At 69.5% G+C, this 20,863-nt stretch carries 17 protein-coding genes; 10 read left to right on the forward strand and 7 right to left on the reverse strand.

From position 1 onward, the window contains the following. The first annotated feature begins 1 nt into the window (after window position 1). The 4 genes from TMZ1T_RS00390 (at window position 2) to TMZ1T_RS00405 (ending at window position 6,110) form a co-directional block, all read left to right on the forward strand. On the forward strand, window positions 2-793 hold the full coding sequence (locus tag TMZ1T_RS00390) for an enoyl-CoA hydratase-related protein (protein ID WP_004302873.1): 792 nt from the start codon (window positions 2-4) through the stop codon (window positions 791-793). 20 nt (window positions 794-813) lie between these two features. Next, window positions 814-2,313 carry an AMP nucleosidase gene (locus TMZ1T_RS00395; RefSeq protein WP_012584235.1) on the forward strand — a complete coding sequence of 500 codons (1,500 nt, stop codon included), beginning with the start codon at window positions 814-816 and terminating at the stop codon, window positions 2,311-2,313. A gap of 41 nt (window positions 2,314-2,354) precedes the next feature. Beyond that, entirely contained in the window at window positions 2,355-4,286 is a 1,932-nt protein-coding gene (locus tag TMZ1T_RS00400; protein ID WP_012584236.1) for a B12-binding domain-containing radical SAM protein, read from the forward strand. Between the two features lie 126 nt (window positions 4,287-4,412). Next, window positions 4,413-6,110, forward strand: coding sequence for a DUF342 domain-containing protein (locus TMZ1T_RS00405; RefSeq protein WP_004302878.1), 1,698 nt, complete (start codon window positions 4,413-4,415; stop codon window positions 6,108-6,110). Window positions 6,111-6,153: 43 nt separating this feature from the next. On the opposite strand, the gene tpx is transcribed toward TMZ1T_RS00405, so the two are convergent. Beyond that, the gene (tpx, locus tag TMZ1T_RS00410; RefSeq protein ID WP_012584237.1) at window positions 6,154-6,654 is read right to left on the reverse strand and encodes a thiol peroxidase; all 501 of its coding nucleotides are present in this window, start codon (window positions 6,652-6,654) and stop codon (window positions 6,154-6,156) included. A 242-nt stretch (window positions 6,655-6,896) separates the two neighbouring features. On the opposite strand from tpx, the gene TMZ1T_RS00415 reads away from it, so the two are divergent. Next, window positions 6,897-8,048, forward strand: a complete 1,152-nt coding sequence (locus tag TMZ1T_RS00415; protein ID WP_004302882.1) for a TIR domain-containing protein — start codon at window positions 6,897-6,899, stop codon at window positions 8,046-8,048. 14 nt (window positions 8,049-8,062) lie between these two features. On the opposite strand, the gene htpX is transcribed toward TMZ1T_RS00415, so the two are convergent. The 3 genes from htpX to def all read right to left on the reverse strand — a co-directional run bounded on the left by htpX (window position 8,063) and on the right by def (window position 10,458). Beyond that, window positions 8,063-8,902: a zinc metalloprotease HtpX gene (gene htpX / locus TMZ1T_RS00420; protein ID WP_004302884.1), complete on the reverse strand. Its 840-nt coding sequence runs from the start codon at window positions 8,900-8,902 to the stop codon at window positions 8,063-8,065. A gap of 90 nt (window positions 8,903-8,992) precedes the next feature. Then, complete coding sequence (gene fmt / locus TMZ1T_RS00425) at window positions 8,993-9,955, reverse strand: methionyl-tRNA formyltransferase (protein WP_012584238.1); 963 nt, start codon at window positions 9,953-9,955, stop codon at window positions 8,993-8,995. Then, window positions 9,955-10,458: a peptide deformylase gene (gene def / locus TMZ1T_RS00430; RefSeq protein ID WP_004302887.1), complete on the reverse strand. Its 504-nt coding sequence runs from the start codon at window positions 10,456-10,458 to the stop codon at window positions 9,955-9,957. The genes fmt and def overlap by 1 nt, the downstream gene beginning before the upstream one ends. A 192-nt stretch (window positions 10,459-10,650) precedes the next feature. Between def and TMZ1T_RS00435 the strand changes: the two genes are divergently transcribed. From TMZ1T_RS00435 to TMZ1T_RS00450, 4 genes are all read left to right on the forward strand, one after another. Further along, complete coding sequence (locus tag TMZ1T_RS00435) at window positions 10,651-11,691, forward strand: LysM peptidoglycan-binding domain-containing protein (protein ID WP_041589585.1); 1,041 nt, start codon at window positions 10,651-10,653, stop codon at window positions 11,689-11,691. Window positions 11,692-11,722: 31 nt separating this feature from the next. Continuing rightward, window positions 11,723-12,886, forward strand: coding sequence for a DNA-processing protein DprA (gene dprA / locus TMZ1T_RS00440; RefSeq protein ID WP_004302891.1), 1,164 nt, complete (start codon window positions 11,723-11,725; stop codon window positions 12,884-12,886). An 83-nt stretch (window positions 12,887-12,969) separates the two neighbouring features. Beyond that, window positions 12,970-13,440 (forward strand): DUF494 domain-containing protein, encoded by a 471-nt coding sequence (locus TMZ1T_RS00445; protein ID WP_012584240.1) that lies wholly within the window; start codon window positions 12,970-12,972, stop codon window positions 13,438-13,440. Between the two features lie 103 nt (window positions 13,441-13,543). Continuing rightward, window positions 13,544-16,108 carry a DNA topoisomerase III gene (locus TMZ1T_RS00450; protein WP_012584241.1) on the forward strand — a complete coding sequence of 855 codons (2,565 nt, stop codon included), beginning with the start codon at window positions 13,544-13,546 and terminating at the stop codon, window positions 16,106-16,108. Window positions 16,109-16,385: 277 nt separating this feature from the next. Here TMZ1T_RS00450 and TMZ1T_RS00455 read toward each other — a convergent pair whose 3' ends face one another. Further along, window positions 16,386-16,907, reverse strand: a complete 522-nt coding sequence (locus tag TMZ1T_RS00455; RefSeq protein WP_004302896.1) for an Lrp/AsnC family transcriptional regulator — start codon at window positions 16,905-16,907, stop codon at window positions 16,386-16,388. A 119-nt stretch (window positions 16,908-17,026) separates the two neighbouring features. Here TMZ1T_RS00455 and ipdC point away from each other — a divergent pair, with 119 nt between their 5' ends. Next, window positions 17,027-18,655, forward strand: coding sequence for an indolepyruvate/phenylpyruvate decarboxylase (gene ipdC, locus TMZ1T_RS00460; RefSeq protein WP_012584242.1), 1,629 nt, complete (start codon window positions 17,027-17,029; stop codon window positions 18,653-18,655). Between the two features lie 600 nt (window positions 18,656-19,255). Here the strand turns inward: ipdC and TMZ1T_RS00465 are convergent. After that, the gene (locus tag TMZ1T_RS00465) at window positions 19,256-19,726 is read right to left on the reverse strand and encodes a Dps family protein (RefSeq protein WP_004302900.1); all 471 of its coding nucleotides are present in this window, start codon (window positions 19,724-19,726) and stop codon (window positions 19,256-19,258) included. 116 nt (window positions 19,727-19,842) lie between these two features. Further along, a complete protein-coding gene (locus tag TMZ1T_RS00470) occupies window positions 19,843-20,799 on the reverse strand; it encodes a hydrogen peroxide-inducible genes activator (protein WP_004302901.1) in 957 nt (318 codons plus the stop codon). Window positions 20,800-20,863 lie beyond the last annotated feature (64 nt).

The following is a 20,863-nucleotide window of genomic DNA, read 5'->3' on the forward strand; positions in this document are numbered from 1 at the left end:
GATGACCCTGCCCACCGTCCACGACGCCCGCCTCCAACTCGACAAGCGCGTCGCCACCCTCACGCTGGCGCGCGACGACGTGCGCAACGCGCTCACCGGCACCGCGCTGATCGACGACATCGTCGGCGTGGCCGAATGGGTGAACCGCTGCGAGGAGGTCTCCGTCCTCGTCATCACCGGCGAAGGCGCGGCCTTCTCCGCGGGCGGCAACGTCAAGGACATGGCGGCGCGCGGCGGCGACTTCGCCGGCGACGTGGCCGAGGTCGCCACCCGCTACCGCCAGGGCATCCAGCGCATCCCGCTGGCGCTGCAGGCGGTCGAGGTGCCGGTCATCGCCGCGGTCAACGGCCCGGCGATCGGCGCCGGCTTCGACCTCGCCAACATGGCCGACATCCGCATCGCATCGACCAAGGCGAAGTTCGGCGAGACCTTCCTCAACCTCGGCATCATCCCCGGCGACGGCGGCGCCTGGTTCATGCAGCGCCTGATCGGCTACCAGCAGGCCTTCGAGCTCACGCTCTCGGGCCGCATCGTCGGCGCCGCGGAGGCGAAGACGCTCGGCATCGTGCTCGAGGTGGTCGAGCCCGAGCAGTTGCTGCCCCGCGCGCACGAGCTGGCCGCACGCTTCGCCGCCCAGCCTCCCAAGGCCCTGCGCCTCACCAAGCGCCTGATGAAGATGGCGCAGCGCATGGAACTGAAGGACTTCCTCGACCTTTCCGCCGCCTTCCAGGGCATGTGCCACAACGAGCCCGAGCACCTCGAGGCGGTCCAGCGCCTGCTCGCGCGCACCTGAACCACGAGCACCCGCAAACGATGAACGGCCACGCCCCCCACTTCGACGTCGAGGACTTCGCCGATCCGGCCGCGGCGCTGGCCCGGGTGCACGAGATCTACGACCTCGCGGTCGACCACCTGCGCCGCGGCCTGCAGCACTACGTCGACGGCGCCGACATCGGCCGCCACGTGCGCGCCTGCTACCCGCTGCTGCGCGTGCGCACCGACACCGTGGCGCGCGCCGATTCGCGGCTGTCCTACGGCTTCGTCGCCGGGCCGGGCGTGTTCGAGACCACGCTGACCCGGCCCGACCTGTTCGCGGACTACTACCTGGAGCAATTCCGCCTGCTGGTGCAGAACCACGGCGTAGCCTTGCAGGTGGGCAGCAGCACGCAGCCCATCCCGGTGCATTTCGCCCTGCCCGAGCACGACTACCTGGAAGGCCACCTCGGCCCCGAGCGCCGCCGCCTGCTGCGCGATCACTTCGACCTGCCCGACTTGGGCGCCATGGACGACGGCATCGCCAACGGCACCTTCGAGCCCGGCCCCGGCGAACCGCATCCGCTCGCGCTGTTCACCGCGCCGCGGGTGGATTACTCGCTGCACCGGCTGCGCCACTACACCGGCACGCGGCCGGCCTTCTTCCAGAACTTCGTGCTGTTCACCAACTACCAGTTCTACATCGACGAGTTCATCCGCCTCGGCCACGAGCTCATGGCCGACACCGCCTCCGGCCACGGCTACGAGGCCTTCGTCGAGCCGGGCAACGTGCTCACCCGCCGCGCCGACCTTCCGCCGCAGGCCGAGGACGCCGATGGCACCCCGCCGCCGCGCCTGCCGCAGATGCCGGCCTACCACCTGGTGCGCGGCGACCACGCCGGCATCACGATGGTGAATATCGGCGTCGGCCCGGCCAACGCCAAGACCATCACCGACCACATCGCGGTGCTGCGCCCGCACGCCTGGATCATGCTCGGCCACTGCGCCGGGCTGCGCAACAGCCAGCATCTGGGCGACTACGTGCTCGCCCACGGCTACGTGCGCGAGGACCACGTGCTCGACGAGGAGCTCCCGCCCTGGGTGCCGATCCCGCCGCTGGCCGAGGTGCAGGTCGCGCTCGAGGCCGCCGTGGCCGAGGTCACGCAGCTGTCCGGCTACGAGCTCAAGCGCCTGATGCGCACCGGCACCGTCGCCAGCACCGACAACCGCAACTGGGAGCTGCTGCCCTCGCACGGCATGTCGAGCAGCCCGGAGCGCCGCTTCAGCCAGAGCCGCGCGGTGGCGCTCGACATGGAATCCGCCACCATCGCCGCCAACGGCTTCCGCTTCCGCGTGCCCTACGGCACCCTGCTGTGCGTCAGCGACAAGCCGCTGCACGGCGAGATCAAGCTGCCCGGCATGGCCGACAAGTTCTACCGCGAGCGGGTGGACCAGCACCTGCGCATCGGCATCCGCGCGCTCGAGCAGTTGCGCGAACAAGGCGTCGACCGCCTGCACAGCCGCAAGCTGCGCAGCTTCGCCGAGGTGGCGTTCCAGTAGCGGCTGCGGCATCCTCGCGCCCTTCGCCCGCAACATCCGCCATGTCCGCCGCGCCGCCCTCCGCCCACCCGATCCGCGTGCTCTCCGTCATCCCGCCGATGACGCAGCTCAACACGCCCTACCCGTCCACCGCCTACCTCACCGGCTTCCTGCGCTCGCGCGGGGTGGATGCGGTGCAGGAAGACCTGGCGCTGAAGCTGGTGCTGCGCCTGCTCTCGCCCGCCGGGCTGGACGACATCCGCGCCCGCGCCGAGGCGCTGCCGAAGAAGCGGCGCACGCCGCTGGTACAGGGCTTTCTCGACCACTTCGCGCGCTACCGCTACACCGTCGACCCCACCATCGCCTTCCTGCAGGGTCGCGACCCGACCATCGCGCACCGCATCGCCAGCCGGACCTTCCTGCCCGAGGGGCCGCGCTTCGATGCGGTGGACGCCTACGTCGACCCGGACGACCCCGAGGGCGGCGACCCGCTCGCCTGGGCCTTCGGCGCCCTCGGCCTCGCCGACCGCGCGCGCCACCTGGCGACGCTGTACCTCAACGAGCTCGCCGACATCCTGCGCGACGCGGTGGATGCGCGCTTCGAGTTCGTGCGCTACGCCGAGACGCTGGCGATGAGCCAGCCCACCTTCGAGCCGCTCGCCGCCGCGCTTGCCGCCGCACCGACGCTGGTCGACGCGTATTTGAAAGACCTGACCCTCGAAGCCCTCTCCCGCCACTCGCCGCAGGTGGTGCTGGTCTCCACCCCCTTCCCGGGCTCGGTGTACGGCGCCTTCCGCATCGCGCAGGCGATCAAGGCCGCGCATCCGGAGATCGTCACCGTGCTCGGCGGCGGCTTCGTCAATACCGAGCTGCGCGAGCTCGCCGAGCCACGGGTGTTCGACCATTTCGACTACGTCACGCTCGACGACGGCGAGCGCCCGCTGCTCGCGCTGCTCGAGCACCTGCAGGGCCGGCGCGGCAGATCCCGGCTGGTGCGGACCTTCGTGCGCGATGCGGATACGGGCCAGGTGCGCTACATCAACCTCGCCGAGCCCGACGTGCCCTTCGCCGAGGTCGGCACCCCGACCTGGGACGGCCTGCCGCTGGACGGCTACCTGTCGGTGCTCGACATGCTCAACCCGATGCACCGCCTGTGGTCGGACGGGCGCTGGAACAAGCTCACCGTGGCCCACGGCTGCTACTGGAAGAAGTGCAGCTTCTGCGACGTCAGCCTCGACTACATCGGCCGCTACGACGGCGCCGCCGCCGGCCTGCTGGTCGACCGCATCGAGGCGATCATCGCCGAGACCGGCCAGACCGGCTTCCACTTCGTCGACGAGGCCGCGCCGCCCAAGGCCTTGCGTGCGCTCGCCGAGGAGCTGCTGCGGCGCGGCTTGGCGATCTCGTGGTGGGGCAACATCCGCTTCGAGAAATCCTTCAGCCCCGAGCTCTGCCAGCTGCTCGCCGACAGCGGCTGCATCGCGGTCTCGGGCGGGCTGGAGGTGGCCTCCGACCGCCTGCTGCAGCTGATGAAGAAGGGCGTTTCGGTCGAGCAGGTCGCGCGCGTCACCCACGCCTTCACCGCGGCCGGGGTGCTGGTGCACGCCTACCTGATGTACGGCTTCCCCACCCAGACGGTGCACGACACCGTCGACGCGCTCGAATACGTGCGCCAGCTCTTCGAAGCCGGCTGCATCCAGTCGGGCTTCTTCCATCGTTTCGCATGCACCGTGCATTCTCCGGTGGGCAGGAACCCGGAGGAGTTCGGCGTCACCCTGGTGGCGCTGCCCGAGATCACGTTCGCGAAGAACGACGTCGGCTTCATCGACCCCACCGGGGTGGACCACGACCGCCTCGGCAAGGCGCTCAACAAGGCGCTATACAACTACATGCACGGCATCGGCCTGGACACCGACGTGCGCGCCTGGTTCGAGGACAAGGTGCCGCGCCCGCGCGTGGCCAGGCACTTCATCGCCCGCGCACTGGGCGCCTGAGCATTGCACGGGCGACACGGCCGCGGGCGTCGAATCAGGTTCGCCCCATTGGCACCAACAATATGCGCGCGGCTACAATCCCCCGACCGCGCACGCGGACCTTGCTGATCGGATCGCACTGGAAACATGGACAAGCAGCCCACGGAAGGCCCGGAACTGGAGGTGTCGTTCGACGAACTCACGCGCGTCCTGAGCGTGAGCATCGCCCATGACCCGCATTTTCCGCGCATCGACGCCTTGTGGCTGCGCCGACGGCTCGAAGCCGCGGGCTACGCCGACCTGCAGATCCGCCCCGACCCGATCCGCCGCCTGATCGCCCAGTACAACGCCGGCGAGGCGGTGGCGCCGGTCGAGATCGCGCAGTGCGTGGATGCGTCGATGCAGATCGGAGTCTCGCTGGACGGACTGGTCGCACGCCTGAGCATCGTGCCGGCCAAGGGTGGCAAGCCGGCGAGCAAGACCGAACTGCTCGCCCTGATCGAATCGCGCGGCATCGTCGAGGGCCTGCTGCTGGAGGAGATGAACCGCGCCATCGCCGACGGTCAGGCCGACGACCTCGCCATCGCGCGCGGCCGGGAACCGGAACCGGGCAAGGACGGCTGGCTCGAGTACCTGCTGCCGGAGACGCGCGAGCGCGTACCCAGCGTGCGCCCCTGCGGCCGCACCGACTACCGCGACCTCGGCGAGATCCTCGTCGTCCACGCCGGCGATGCGCTGATGCGCCGCCATCCCCCGCAGCCCGGAGTCGACGGCGTCAATGTGTACGGCCGGCCGATCGTGGCGCGGCGCGGTCGCGAGCAGCGCTTCGCCCCCGGCCTGCGCGGCACCGCGATCTCGCCCGAGGACCCCGAGCTGCTCGTGGCTGCCTGCGACGGCCAGCCGGTGCGGGTGCGCAACGGCGCGATGGTGGAGCCGATCTTCACCGTGGATGCGGTCAACCTCGCCACCGGCAACATCGACTTCGACGGCAGCGTGCGCATCCGCAACGATGTGCAGGCCGGGATGACGGTGCGCGCCAGCGGCGACATCGAGGTCGGCGGCGTGGTCGAGCCGGCCACGCTGGAGGCCGGCGGCAGCATCGTGGTCAAGGGCGGCGTGCTCGGCGGGCTGGGCGGCAAGACCGCCGGCAAGGATTACAGCGCGCACGCGATCCGCTGCGAGGGCAGCTTCTGCGCCACCTACGCGCAGCAGGCGCGCATCAGCGCGGGCGACTCGATCTTCATCGACGACGTCGCCATGCAGTGCCAGCTCGAGGCACGCAACCACATCCGCGTAGGCAAGCGCCTGCGCGGCCAGATCGTCGGCGGCCATTGCCGCGCCAGCCTGTCCATCCACGCGCGCACGATCGGCGCGAACAGCCGCATCCGCACCGAGCTCGAGATCGGCATGGACAACGGGCTGGAACACGCCATCCAGGAGAAGGCCGAGGCGCGCGACGCACTCGAGAACCGCTTGCTCGAGATCGGCAAGATGCTCACCTTCGCCGACCGCCATCCCGATCGCGTGACACCCGAGATGCTGGGACGTGCCGAGCAGACGGCGAGCGCGCTGTCGGGCGAGATCGAGAGCTTGCGCAGCGAGGAGGAGGATCTGCAGCACCGCCTCGCGCTCACCCGCGAGGCACGGGTGAATGCGGAGCGCGAGATGTTCGAGGGCTGCATCGTGCGCATGGGCGAGCAGCTGTTCAAGCTGTCGCAGGACCGCGGGCCGACCACGGTGCGACTGGCCACCCAGGGGCTGGGCGTGTTCCCGCTCGAGGACGACAGCCGCTTCGACGAGCCGCAGCGCCCGGCGGCGGCCAGCCAGGGCTCGTCCCGGCGCTGAGCGTCGCCACCGCGCCCGGCGGCGACGCCCGCGGCACGGCGGCTTACTTCAGCGCGGCGAGCGCGGCGGCGTAGTCGGGCTCTTCCTTGATCTCGGGCACGAGCTGCGAATACACCACCTTGTCGTTGCCATCGACGACCACGACCGCGCGCGCGGTGACGCCGGCGAGCGGGCCGGAGGTGATCGCGACGCCGTAGTCCTGCGCGAACTTCGGGTTGCGGAAGGTCGACAGCGTATGCACGTTCTTCAGGCCTTCGGTCTCGCAGAAGCGCTTGGCGGCGAAGGGCAGGTCGGCGGACACGACCAGCACCACGGTATCCGCGAGGCCGGCGGCCTCGGCGTTGAACTTGCGGGTCGAGGTGGCGCACACCGGGGTGTCCAGGCTGGGGACGATGTTCAGCACCTTGCGCTTGCCGGCGAAGGCCTCGAGGCCCACGTCGGCGAGATCGGCGCCGGTGAGCCTGAAGACGGGCGCCGCCTCGCCGGCCTGCGGGAAACGGCCCGCCACGTCGATCGGGTTGCCGCCAAGGGTGACTTTGCTCATGTCGATCTCCTTCAGGTGAGGGTTGCGCCGGCACGTGCCTGCGTCGCCGGCTGGTGGGACCGCTAGCCTACACCAAGCCGATGCATGCAGGCGTTCTGGTCCGCGCGCGGAGGCTCCGCACCGAAGTGCGCCGTGGAAGCGGGCCGGGAAGGGCTCGGGCGAGGCGGGGGTCCCGACACCACGCAGACGGAGCCGGCCTGATCTATGGTGAAGATCAGGCGGCAACCCGATGGAGCATCGTGATGGAACCGGTGGATCTCTTCTACAGCTACGCGCACGAGGACGAAAAGCTGCGCGACGAGCTCGACGGCCACCTCGCGCTGCTGCGGCGCAAGGGCGTGATCCGTCCCTGGCACGATCGCGGCATCGTCCCCGGGCAGGAGTGGGACAAGGCGATCGACGAGCAGCTCGCCATGGCAGACCTGATCCTGCTGCTGGTGAGCATGGACTTCCTCAACTCCGACTATATCTGGGGCAAGGAGCTCGCCACCGCGATCGAACGCGCCCGGCGCGGCGACGCCAGCGTGATCCCGGTGCTGCTGCGCGCGGTCGATCTCGAGGACGCGCCCTTCGCCCACCTGCAGGGCTTGCCCACCGACCTGCGCCCGGTGACCTCGTGGCCCAACCGCGACGAGGCCTGGACCGACGTCGCCAAGGGCATCCGGCGCGCGGTCGAGGCCATCCGCCAGCGCTGGGCGAGCGCACCGCCCCCGGCAGCCCCGCCGGCAGCCCCGCCGGAGGCGCCGTCCGTACCGCGCGCGAGCGGTTTCGGTACGGCGGTCGCAAGCGTGCCGCTTCCGGAAGAGCCTGTCCGCACGCTCGAAATGGCGCGTCCGGCGCCCAGGATGGCCGCGACCCGGGACGCCCGCACCGACGCCCTGCTCGAGCGCACCATCGCCGCGTTCGCAAACGAGCTCGCCCTCGCGGCGCGCATCAAGGGCGTGCAGGGCATCGGCAGCGGCGAGGCGGAGGGCCTGGCCGAGGCGCTGATCGACATGCCCGCGCAGAAGCGCGTGCTCTGGGTGGACGACCGCCCGGAAAACAACCGCCATGAGCTGGCCGCGCTGGCGAAACTGCAGGTCGAGGTGGTGAACGTGCGCAGCACCGGGGAAGCGATCGCCTGCCTCGACGCGGACGAGGAAGGTTTCGACCTGATACTGTCGGATTGGGACCGAGCCGAACCGGCCGCCACCGCATCGAGCGCCGGACTCGAGCTGCTACGCATGCTCGCCGCACGCCCGCGGCGACCGCCGGTCATCTTCTATCACGCCGAGTTCGATCCCTCGCGTCGCGCGGCGCGGCGCGAATGCCTGCTGCGCGCCGGTGCCTTCGGCGAGGCGGTGCGGCCGGGCGAGCTGCTCGCCCTGATCCGCAGCGCCTTCGCGTCGGACTGAGCGTCGGGCAGGCCTCAGCGCATGGTCTGCAGGCGCGCGATGCGCTCCTGGGTGGAGGGGTGCGTCGAGAACAGCCCGCGCAGGCCGCCGCCGGAGAGCGGGTTCATGATCATCATCTGCGCGGTCTCCGGGTGGCGCTCGGCTGTGTGCATCGGGATGCCGCGCGCGTAGGCGTCGATCTTGGCGAGCGCGGCGGCGAGCGCGGCGGGATCGCCGGAGATCTCCGCGCCACCGCGGTCGGCGCCGAACTCGCGGGTGCGGCTGATCGCCATCTGGATCAGCATGCCGGCGAGCGGGGCGAGGATCATCATCGCGATCGAGACGATGGGGTTGGGACGCTCCTCGCCCTCGCGGCCGCCGAAGAACATGCCGAAGTTGGCCAGCATCGAGATCGCGCCCGCGATGGTGGCCGAGATGGTCGAGATCAGGATGTCGCGGTTCTTCACGTGTGCCAGTTCGTGCGCCATCACCCCGCGCAGCTCGCGCTCGGAGAGCATGCGGATGATGCCGGTAGTCGCCGCCACCGCGGCGTTGTCGGGGTTGCGGCCGGTGGCGAAGGCATTGGGCTGGGCCTCGTCGATGATGTACACCTTCGGCATCGGCAGCTCGGCACGGCGGGCGAGCTCCGCCACCATGTTGTACAGGTAGGGCGAGGAGGCGGCATCGACCTCGCGCGCCTTGTACATCTTCAGCACCATCTTGTCCGAGAACCAGTAGGCCCAGACGTTCATCGCGCCACCCATCACGAGCGCGATCAGCATGCCCTGCTGGCCGCCGATGGCCGCGCCCATCGCCCCGAACAGGGCGACGATGCCGGCCATCAGGATGGAGGTCTTGATCCAGTTTCCGAACATTGCGGGATCCTTCCTGCGAGAGATTGATTCGTCAGTGTAGCTTGGGGCGTCCGCGACCGCCTTCAAGGCCGCCACGGACGCGCCGCGCGCTCACGTCGCAGACGCGAAGCGTTCGCCCACAGAGACCGGGAAACCGCGCAGGAATTCCCCCGCGGGCAGGCGCTTGCTGCCCGGGCGCTGTAACACCGTGCAACGCAGCGCGTCGCGCCCGCAGGCCACGACGATGCCGTCCGCATCGACCGCGAGCACCCGGCCCGGCTCGCCCTCGCCGGCCACGACCCGTGCCTTCCAGCACTTGACCGCGGTGTCGCGCAGGCTGGACACGGCCCCCGGGAAGGGGTCGAAGGCACGCATGGCGCGCTCGATCTCCGCCGCCGGCCGGCTCCAGTCGATGTCGGCCTCGGCGCGGCCGATCTTGGCTGCGTAGGTGACGCCCTCCGCCGGCTGCGGCGTCGCGACCAGCGCGCCGGCGGCGAGCGCGGCGAGCGCCTCGACGATGCATGCGCCGCCGAGCGCGGCGAGGCGGTCGTGCAGGCTGGCGGTGGTGTCGTCCGCGGCGATCGGCAGCGCGCGCCGCAGCAGCATCGGGCCGGTGTCCAGGCCCTCGTCCATCTGCATGATGGTGATGCCGGTCTCGGCGTCGCCGGCCTCGATCGCACGATGGATGGGCGCCGCACCACGCCAGCGCGGCAGCAGCGAGGCGTGGATGTTGATGCAGCCCAGGCGCGGCAGCGCCAGCACCGCGGGCGGCAGGATGAGGCCGTAGGCGGCGACCACCAGCACGTCGGGCGCGCAGGCGACGAGGCGGGCACGCTGCTCTTCGGTGCGCAGCTTCTCGGGCTGGTCGACCTCGATGCCGTGGGCGAGCGCGAGCTGCTTGACCGCGCTCGGGCTGAGCTTCATGCCGCGACCGGCGGGGCGGTCGGGCTGGGTCAACACGAGCGGGACCGCGTAAGCGGCCTTCAGGATGGCGTCGAGCGCCTGCGCGGCGAATTCGGGGGTACCGGCGAAGGCGACGCGCAGGCCGCCGGCCCCGGATGCGGTGGCGGCCATCACGCGGTGATGCGGGCCTTCTTGGCCAGCTTGGACTTGATGCGGCCGAGCTTGAGCTGCGACAGGTATTCGACGAAGACCTTGCCGTCGAGGTGGTCGATCTCGTGCTGCACGCATACCGCGAGCAGGCCGTCGGCCTCGAACTCGAAGGATTCACCCTTTTCGTTCAAGGCGCGAACTTTCACACGCTCGGCGCGCGACACCTTCTCGTAGATTCCGGGTACGGACAGGCAACCTTCCTCGCACACCTGTTCGCCCGAACGCTCCAGGATCTCGGGGTTGATCAGCGCCATCAGGCCGGACTTGTCCTCGGACACGTCGATGACGACGATGCGCTTGTGCACATCGACCTGGGTGGCGGCCAGCCCGATGCCGGGCGCTTCGTACATGGTCTCGGCCATGTCTGCGATCAGCCTGCGGATTTCGTCGTCGACCCGGCCGACCGGCGCGGCGACCGTGTGGAGGCGGGGATCGGGGTAGCGGAGAATGGGTAGGAGAGCCATGAATACCTTGCTGGGTTAAGCCTTTGAGTGCAGAATTTCAAGCGTTTTCACACGCTTCGGCATGTATTTAGCCGGAATATCCGCGACCGGTATGCAGCACGCGCGCACTGCGCGGTTCGTTGCTTCGACCCCGGCGCATAGCCAGCGTTCCGGGTCGAACCCGGCACGCGAGGTCCCGATCGGATGCGTCCAATGATGCGAATTATATTCCCTCTGCTCGTCGCCTTCGCGAGCCTGCTGGGCCCTGCCGCGCACGCGCAGTCGAACGTGCGCCTCGCCCCCGACGCCCCCGACAGCTACACCGTGGTGCGCGGCGACACCTTGTGGGGCATCTCCGGGCGCTTCCTGCAGGAGCCTTGGCGCTGGCCCGAGGTCTGGCGCCTGAACCGCGACGAAATCCGCAACCCGCATCTCATCTATCCTGGCCAGGTCGTCCTGCTCGACCGCAGCGGGCCATGGCTCAGCGTGGGCCGGCGCGTCGGCGATGGCGGCACCCGCGACGGCCGCCTGCAGCCGAAGGTCCATAGCGAGCCGATCGCCGAGGCCCTGCCGAGCATTCCGCTGCAGATCATCGAGCCCTTCCTGAACCGTCCGCTGGTGGTCGACCAGCCCCGCCTCGACGGCTCGGCCACCATCGTCGCCACCGAGACCAGCCGCGTGCTGACCGGCACCGGCGACACCGTCTTCGCCAAAAATATCGGCGACGACGCGGACATCTGGCACATCTATCGCCCCGCGCGCGCGCTCGAAGACCCGCAGACGCGCGAGGCGATCGCCTGGGAAGCCGCCTATCTCGGCACCGCCCGCGTCACCGAGCGCGGCGAACCGACGACGCTGGAGATCGTCTCCGCGGTCGAGGAGATCGGCACCGGCGACCTGATGATGCCGAGCGAGCCGCCGAGCGTGTTTTCCTACGCCCCGCATGCACCGGACTTCGAGGTCGAGGGCAGGATCCTCTCCATCTATCGTGGGGTCAGCGAGACCGGCCGCCTCAACGTGGTCGCGCTCAACGTCGGCGAGCAGGACGGCCTCGAACGCGGCCACGTGCTCGCGCTCCATCGCAACCGCGGTGTCGCCGAGTACCGCGGCGAGGACGGCAAGGAAAGCTTCCGCCTGCCGGAAAAGCGCTACGGCGTGGCCTTCGTGTTCCGCGTCTTCGAGCGCGTCTCGTACGCGCTGGTGATGGAGTCCGACGGTCCGGTCACCATCGGCGACACCCTCCGCAAGCCCTGATCCGGCACCGGCAAGCCGCAGCCGCCCGATCGTGACCGCGCCTGCCGACGACCTCGCCGACTGGCTGCGCCTCGCCTGCATCCCGGGCGTCGGCACGCAGGGCCAGCGCGCCCTGCTCGCCGCCTTCGGCCTGCCCGGCCACATCTTCGCCGCCGGACGCGGCGCGCTCGCCGCGGTGGTGGGCGGTCAGGCGGCGGACGCCGTGCTCGCCGTGCCGGCACACGAAGACATCGAGCGCACGCTCGCATGGGCGAGCGAGGCCGGCAACCGCGTCCTGACCCTGGCCGACGCCGACTACCCGCGCCAACTCTTCGACATCGCCGATCCCCCGGTGCTGCTCTACGTCAAGGGCGAACCCGCGCTGCTATCGCGCCCGGGCATCGCGCTGGTCGGCGCACGCTCGGCGACCGCGGCCGGCGAAGCCAACGCCGAGGCCTTCGCGCGCACGCTCGCCCAGCAAGGCCTCGTCGTCGTCAGCGGACTGGCGCTCGGCATCGACGCCGCGGCACACCGCGGCGCGCTCGCCGCCGGCAGCACAGGGGCCGGAACGGTGGCGGTGATCGGCACCGGCATCGACCGCATCTACCCGGCGCGCAACGCCGCGCTCGCGCGCGAGATCGCCGCTGCCGGCGCGGTGGTCAGCGAGTTTCCCCTCGGCACGCCGCCTCTGCAGCACAACTTCCCGCGCCGCAACCGCCTGATCGCCGGACTGGCCGAGGGCGTACTGGTGGTCGAGGCGGCGCTCGGCAGCGGCTCGCTGATCACTGCGCGCCTCGCCACCGAGACCGGCCGCGAGGTGTTCGCGATCCCCGGCTCGATCCACTCGCCGCTGTCGCGCGGCTGCCATCGCCTGATCCGCGACGGCGCGAAGCTGGTCGAGACGGCGGAGGACGTCGTCGAGGAACTGCGCGGCCGCCTCGGCTGGCCAGCGCCGGTCGCCGCATCGGTAAAGGACCGCCGGAGTCGCGGCGCGGTACCCGCCGTCCCGGCCGCACCCCCTCGCCAGGCCGCGCTCGCGCTCGATGGCGAGCGCACACGCGTGCTCGAGGCGATCGGCCACGATCCGGTGGACCTCGACACGATCGCCGCACGCTGCGGCTTGACGGTCGATGCCCTCTACGCCATCCTGCTGCCACTCGAACTGGAAGGGCGCCTTGCCAAGCTGCCCGGCGGACGCTTCCAGCGCATCACCTGAAAGAGCGGCCGCGAGCCGCCGTCCCCATGCCCCAGCGGGGGCCCGGCCCTTCCGTCTCACCTGCCGATCCACGAGAGGCCGCCTTGTTCGACATCCTCGTATACCTCTTCGAGAGCTACATCCACGCCGACGCCTGCCCGGAAGGGGAGCTGCTCAACCGCAAGCTGTCCGCGGCGGGCTTCGAGCAGGACGACATCTCCGAAGCGCTGGAGTGGCTCGCCGGCCTGCGCCGCGTCGCCCGCGACATCCACCCCGGCACCGCACCGCAGGCCGGGTCGGTGCGCATCTATACCGAGGAAGAGCAGGCCCTGCTCGACGGTCGCTGCCGCGGCTTCCTGAGCCTGCTCGAGAGCGCCGGCGTGCTCGGCACCGCCCACCGCGAGCTGATCATCGAACGCGCGATGGCGCTGGCGGACTTCAACATCACGCTCAACCGGCTCAAGGTCATCGTGCTGATGGTGCTGTGGCAGCAGGAAGAGCCGATCGACACCCTGATGGTGGACGAGTTGCTGACCGAGGAAGACGACTGGGCCTACGAACCCACGGTGCACTGACCGGTCCACCCGCTCGGCTTGCCTGTTCCGGCGGGCCGTCCTTATCATCCGCCGCTTCCGAACCCACGCGCCCTCGCGGCGCGACCCTCGTTGACCGTCGAGCATGAGCAAGCAACTGATCATCGCGGAAAAGCCTTCCGTCGCGCAGGACATCGCCCGTGCGCTGGGCGGCTTCACCAAGGAGAAGGACTACTTCGAGTCCGACGAATATGTATTGTCGTCGGCCGTCGGCCACCTGCTCGAGCTCACCCTGCCTGAGGAATTCGAGGTCAAGCGCGGCAAATGGACCTTCGCCCATCTGCCGGTGATCCCGCCCCACTTCGCGGTCAAGCCGATCGAGAAGACAGAGGACCGCCTCAAGCTGCTCACCCGACTCATCAAGCGCAAGGACGTCACCGGCCTCATCAACGCCTGCGACGCGGGCCGCGAAGGCGAGCTGATCTTCAACTTCATCGCCCAGCACGCCGGCACGAAGAAGCCGATGCAGCGCCTGTGGCTGCAGTCGATGACGGCGCAGGCGATCCGCGACGGCTTCGCCCACCTGCGCGCCGCGCAGGACGTCGAAGGCCTGCGCAACGCCGCGATCTGCCGCGCCGAATCCGACTGGCTGATCGGCATCAACGGCACGCGCGCGATGACCGCGTTCAACTCCAAGACCGGCGGCTTCCACCTCACCACCGTGGGCCGCGTGCAGACGCCGACGCTGGCGATGGTGGTCGAGCGCGAGGACCGCATCCGCAAGTTCAAATCGCGCGACTATTGGGAACTCGAGGCGCGCTTCGGCTGTGCCGCCGGCGAATACCCCGGGCGCTGGTTCGACGAGAAGTTCAAGCGCCCGGAAGGCGACGAGCACGCCACCGCCTTCCGCCTGTGGGACAAGGCCCAGGCCGAGGCCATCCGCGCCAAGTGCGCGGGCAAGCCGGGCGTGGTCAGCGAGGAGGCCAAGCCCTCCACCCAGCTGTCGCCGCTGCTCTTCGACCTCACCAGCCTGCAGCGCGAGGCCAACGGCCGCTTCGGCTTCTCCGCCCGCGTGACCCTGCAACTGGCGCAGGCGCTGTACGAAAAGCACAAGGTGCTGACCTACCCGCGTACCGACGCGCGCGCGCTGCCCGAGGACTATCTCGCCACCGTGGGCGAGGTCATGCGCACGCTGCCCGACCAGTACGCGCCCTTCGCCAACGAGATCACCAGGCAGGGCTGGGTGCGGCCGAACAAGCGCATCTTCAACAACGCCAAGATCTCCGACCACTTCGCCATCATCCCCACCGGGGCGCTGCCGAAGAGCCTGTCGGACGCCGAGCACAAGATCTACGACCTGGTCACCAAGCGCTTCCTGGCGGTGTTCTACCCCGCGGCCGAGTACCAGATCACCACCCGCATCACCCGCGTCGAGGGCGAGGCCTTCAAGACCGAGGGCAAGGTGCTGGTCAATCCGGGCTGGCTGACCGTGTATGGCAAGGAAGCCGCCAACGACGAGAAGGACGCCAAGGACGGCGGCGCCCCGCAGCTGGTGGCGGTGAAGCAGGGCGAGACGGTGTCCACCGAGGACATCGTGGTCAAGTCGCTGCAGACCAAGCCGCCGGCGCGCTTCAACGAAGCCACGCTGCTCTCCGCCATGGAAGGCGCGGGCAAGATGGTCGACGACGAGGAGCTGCGCGCGGCGATGGCCGAGCGCGGCCTCGGCACCCCGGCCACGCGCGCGCAGATCATCGAGGGCCTGATCAGCGAGCAGTACATCCACCGCGACGGCCGCGAGCTGATCCCGAGCGCCAAGGCCTTCTCGCTGATCACGCTGCTGAAGGGCCTCGGCGTCACCGCGCTGACCTCGCCCGAGCTCACCGGCGGCTGGGAATACAAGCTCGCGCAGATGGAGCACGGCAAGCTCAGCCGCGAAGCCTTCATGAACGAGATCGCCGAGATGACGCGCGAGGTGGTCGAGCGCGCCAAGCGCTACGAGTCCGACACCGTGCCCGGCGAATTCGTCACCCTGCAGACACCATGTCCGAAATGCGGCGGGGTGGTGAAGGAGAACTACAAGAAGTTCGCCTGCCAGGCCTGCGACTGGAGCACCTGGAAGATCGTCGCCGGCCGCCAGTTCGAGTACGACGAGATCGAGACCCTGCTGCGCGCAGGCAAGGTCGGCCCGCTGCTCGGCTTCCGCAACAAGATGGGGCGGCTGTTCAACGCCGACATCGTGTTGAACGAGGACAAGCAGCCCACCTTCGACTTCGGCCAGCCCAAGGAAGGCGAGGAAGCGGAGGAGGTGGATTTCTCCGATCAGCAGCCGGTCGGCGCCTGCCCGAAATGCGCCAGCCGCGTCTTCGAGCACGGCATGGCCTATGTATGCGAGAAGTCGGTCGGACCGGGCAAGAGCTGCGACTTCCGCTCCGGCAAGGTCATCCTGCAGCAGCCGATCGAGCGCGAGCAGATGGCCAGGCTGCTGACCGAGGGCAAGACCGAGTTGCTCAAGGGCTTCGTATCGGCGCGCACCCGGCGCAAGTTCTCCGCCTTCCTGGTGCGCGGCAAGGACGGCAAGGTCGGCTTCGAGTTCGAGGCCAAGGCACCCAAGGCCGGCGCCAAGCCCGCCGCCGGCAAAGGCGACGAAGCCGCAGGCGAGGACGCCGAACCCGCCGCACCGCGCAAGCGCGCTGCGCGCAAGGCAAGCTGAAGCCCCGCACCGGCCGCCTGGCGCCGCATCGCGACTCGCGTCGCTCCCACAGGCCCTCCTGACACCGCGCCGGTTTTCCGCAGGAGCGACGCAAGTCACGATCGCAGCGCAGCGGATTTGCGCACGCGCGGTATCGCGACTTGCGTCGCTCCCACAGGCCCTCCTGTCACCGTGCCGGTTTTCCGTAGGAGCGACGCAAGTCGCGATCGCAGCGCATCGGGTTTGCGCGCGCCCGCGCAAGCGCGGCATCGCGACGCCCGTCTCTCCTGCGAAAGCTTCAGCTCACAGTGAAGCGCACGCCGCGGCGGGGCCGGCCGGGGCGGGCGATGTGCTCGAGCGGCAGCACGTGGGTCTGCTTGACCTTGCCGAGCACGATATCGGTCTTGATGTTGGCGATGCCGGGCAGGCGCAGCACGCGCTTCATCATCAGCTCGGAGAAGGCGGCGAGGTCGGGCGCGACGATGCGCAGCACGTAGTCCGCATTGCCGCTCACCGAAAAACACTCCAGCACCTCCGGCAAGGCCGCGACCCCGTCCTCGAAGGCCTCGGTGCGCACGCCGCCGTGGCGCTCGAGCACCACATGGGCGAACGCCATCACGTCCAGCCCGAGCGCGGCAGGGTCGAGCAGCGCCGCGTAGCCGGTGATCAGCCCGGCCTCCTGCAGGCGCTGCAGACGACGGCTGACCTGCGAGGCGGACAGGTGCACCGCCTCGCCGAGCGTGGCGTTGGTCGCGTCGCCGCTGCGCTGCAGTGCGTCGAGAAGCGCAAGATCGTGGCGGTCTATGCTCAGGGTGCTCATCATCCGGCCTCAGAATGCACGAAACGTGCGTATCGGCAGAGTTTATACCCGCATGATGCGCACACGGTGCGGAGCAGGCCAACCATAATGCCCGTCACCAGACCAAGGAGGAGACGAGCATGAACCTGACCGAATCGCTGCTGCACGCGCTGGTCGACCACGGCGCACGCCAGATCTTCGGCATCCCGGGCGACTTCGCCTTGCCGTATTTCCGCATCATCGAGCAGACCGGCATCCTGCCGCTGCACACGCTGTCGCACGAGCCCGGCGTGGGCTTCGCCGCCGACGCGGCCGCGCGCGTCCAGGGTGGCATCGGGGTGGCGGCGGTCACCTACGGCGCCGGCGCGCTCAACATGGTCAACGCGGTCGCCGCCGCGTATGCCGAGAAGTCGCCGCTGGTGGTCATCTCGGGCGGACCGGGGCTGGGCGAATCGCAATCCGGCCTGCTGCTGCACCACCAGGCCAAGACGCTGGACTCGCAGTTGCGCATCTTCCAGGAGATCACCTGCGACCAGGTGCGGCTCGACGACGCGGCACGCGCGCCGGCCGACATCGCGCGCGTGCTCGGCAACTGCGTGCGCAATTCACTGCCGGTGTACATCGAGATCCCGCGCGACATGGTCGCCCGGCCATGCGCGCCGGTAGTGCGCGAGGCGCCGCGCGCGGTCGATGCCGACGCGCTCGCGGCCTGTGTGGACGAGATCCTCGCACGCCTGCGCGCGGCCCGTGCCCCGGTGCTGATGGCCGGCGTCGAGGTGCGCCGCTTCGGGCTGGAGGACAAGGTCGCAGAGCTGTCGCGCCGGCTCGGCATCCCGGTGGTGACCAGCTTCATGGGCCGCGGCCTGCTCGCCGACCAGGACGCCCCGCTGATGGGCACCTACATGGGGCTCGCCGGCCTGCCCGAGGTGAGCGCGCTGGTGGAGGATTCCGACGGACTGTTCCTGGTCGGGGTGATCATCTCCGACACCAACTTCGCCGTCTCCGGCAAGCACATCGACCTGCGCCACACCATCCAGGCGCTCGAGGCCCGGGTCACGATGGGCTACCACACCTATGCCGACATCCCGCTCGACGCCCTGATCGACGGGCTTCTCGCGCGCGTTCCGCACGCCGACGCGCACTTCACGGTCGACCGCCCCGCCTTTCCGCACGGCCTGCAGGCGGACGAAGCGACGATCGCGCCCGCCGACATCGCCTGCGCGGTAAACGACCTGATGGCGGCCCACGGCAAGCTGCCGATCGCCTCCGACATGGGCGACTGCCTGTTCACCGCGATGGACATCGAGCACACCGCGCTGGTCGCGCCCGGCTACTACGCCACCATGGGCTTCGGCGTGCCCGCCGGTCTCGGTGTGCAGGCCGCCACCGGGCAGCGGCCGCTGATCCTGGTCGGCGACGGCGCCTTCCAGATGACCGGCTGGGAGCTCGGCAACTGCCGGCGCTACGGCTGGGATCCGATCGTGCTGTTGTTCAATAACGCGAGCTGGGAGATGCTGCGCACCTTCCAGCCCGAGTCAGGCTTCAACGACCTCGACGACTGGGGCTTCGCGCAGATGGCCGCGGGCCTGGGTGGCGACGGCGTGCGCGTGCACACGCGCGCGCAGCTGAAGGCTGCGCTCGACAAGGCGATCGCCACGCGCGGACGCTTCCAGCTCATCGAGGTGATGATCCCGCGCGGCGTGCTGTCGGAGTCGCTGTCGCGCTTCGTCAACGCGGTCAAGCGCCTCAACGCCGCCAAGGCCGCCTGAGTCCGCTGTAATCGCGACTTGCGTCGCTCCTCCGAGAACCACTGCGCTCTGGGAGACGTGCGTAGGAGCGACGCGAGTCGCGATCGGGCGGTTCCGATGCGTCAGCGCGGGTCTTGTGCGCCGCAATCGCGACTTGCGTCGCTCCTACGAGAACCACTGCGCTCTGGAAGACGTGCGTAGGAGCGACGCGAGTCGCGATCGGGCGGTCCCGATGCGTCAGCGCGGGTCTTGTGCGCCGCAATCGCGACTTGCGTCGCTCCTACGAGAACCACTGCGCTCTGGAAGACGTGCGTAGGAGCGACGCGAGTCGCGATCGGGCGGTTCCGATGCGTCAGCGCGAGTTTTGTGCGCCGCAATCGCGACTTGCGTCGCTCCTGCGAGAATCACTGCGCTCTGGGAGACGTCCGTAGGGGCGACGCGAGTCGCGACCGGGCGGTTCCGATGCGTCAGCGCGAGTTTTGTGCGCTGTAATCGCGACTTACGTCGCTCCTGCGAGAATCACTGCGCTCTCGGAGGCGTCCGTAGGAGCGACGCGAGTCGCCACAGATACAGGAACGGGCCCCGCGGGCCCGTTCATTTGCTGCACAAGCGCGGCGGGAATCAGCCTTCGAGCAGGCTGCGCAGCATCCAGGCCGTCTTCTCGTGCACCTGCATACGCTGGGTGAGCAGGTCGAGCGTGGGCTCGTCGCTCGCCTTGTCGGCGATCGGGGCGATGCTGCGGGCGGTCTTGACAACCGCTTCCTGACCCTGCACCAGCAGGCGGATCATCTCCTGCGCGTTCGGCACACCTTCCGGCTCGGCCATGCTGGTGAGCTTCTGGAATTCCTTGTAGGTGCCCGGCGCCGGGAAGCCGAGCGCGCGGATGCGTTCGGCGATCTCGTCCACCGCGAGCGCGAGTTCGTTGTACTGCGTCTCGAACATCAGATGCAGCGTGTTGAACATCGGCCCGGTCACGTTCCAGTGGAAGTTGTGCGTGGTCAGGTAAAGCGTGTAGCTGTCGGCGAGCAGACGCGACAGGCCCTCCGCGATCTTCGCGCGGTCCTTTTCCTTGATGCCGATGTCGATTTCCATGCTGGTTCTCCTGTGTATGCAGGCTTCACACCGCCCGCAGGGGTTTGCGCTTCATGTTAGCGCCTGAGGGATGCATTGATCAAACCGATTACCCTGATGGATTCGATCAAGAATTTTCATCGCGAATCCACCCACGGCACCTGCCCGGGCGGCACGGCGCGGCCCACCGGACGCACGCCCGGCAGGGCGCTGTCGAGGATCGCCGCGCGCAGCACGTCGATCGCCCCGTTGCGCGGATAGGTCACCCGCCAGGCGAGCGCGACGCGACGCGAGGGCTCCGGCATGGTGAAAGGCCGCACCGCGACCAGCGGATTCTGCGTCGCCATCTCGTCCGCTGCCGAGCTCGGCAGCACGGTCACGCCTAGGCCGGTGGCCACCATGTGGCGGATGGTCTCGAGCGAGCTGCCCTCGAGGGTGCGCTGCAGCCCGCCGATGTTGCGGCAGCTCGGGCACACCTCCAGCACCTGGTCGCGGAAGCAGTTGCCGGCACCGAGCAGCAGGAGCTGGTCGTCGGCGAGATGCTGGGGGTCGATCTCGCTTTCCGCATTCCACGGATGGTCGGCCGGGATCAGCACGCGGAAGGGCTCGTCATACACGGGCTGCGCCACCACGCCCGCCTCGTCGAAGGGCAGGCTGATGATGATCACGTCGAGTTCGCCGCGCTTGAGCGCCTCGGCCAGACGCGCGGTGAAGTTCTCCTGGATGATCAGCGGCATCCGGGGCGCGAGCTGATGCACGCGCGGAATCAGCCGCGGCAGCAGGTAGGGTCCGATGGTGTAGATCACGCCCACACGCAGCGGCCCGGCGAGCGGGTCCTTGCCTGCGGCGGCGATCTCCTGGATCTGGCTCGCCTCCATCAGCACCCGCTCGGCCTGGGCGACGATCCGGCGCCCGGTCTCGGTGATCTTGACCTCCGAGGCGCTGCGCTCGAAGAGCTGGATGCCGAGTTCCTCCTCGACCTTCTTCACCGCCACCGACAGCGTGGGCTGCGACACGTGGCACTTCTCGGCGGCGCGGCCGAAATGACGCTCGTGGGCGAGCGCGACGAGATAACGGAGATCGGTCAGGGTCATGGCTTCGACACGATGGAAGGGCGTGCACCCGGAGTCGACGGTGCCCGATGTTACCCCGACTGAT

Source organism: Thauera aminoaromatica (assembly GCF_000021765.1).
Lineage (GTDB): Bacteria > Pseudomonadota > Gammaproteobacteria > Burkholderiales > Rhodocyclaceae > Thauera > Thauera aminoaromatica.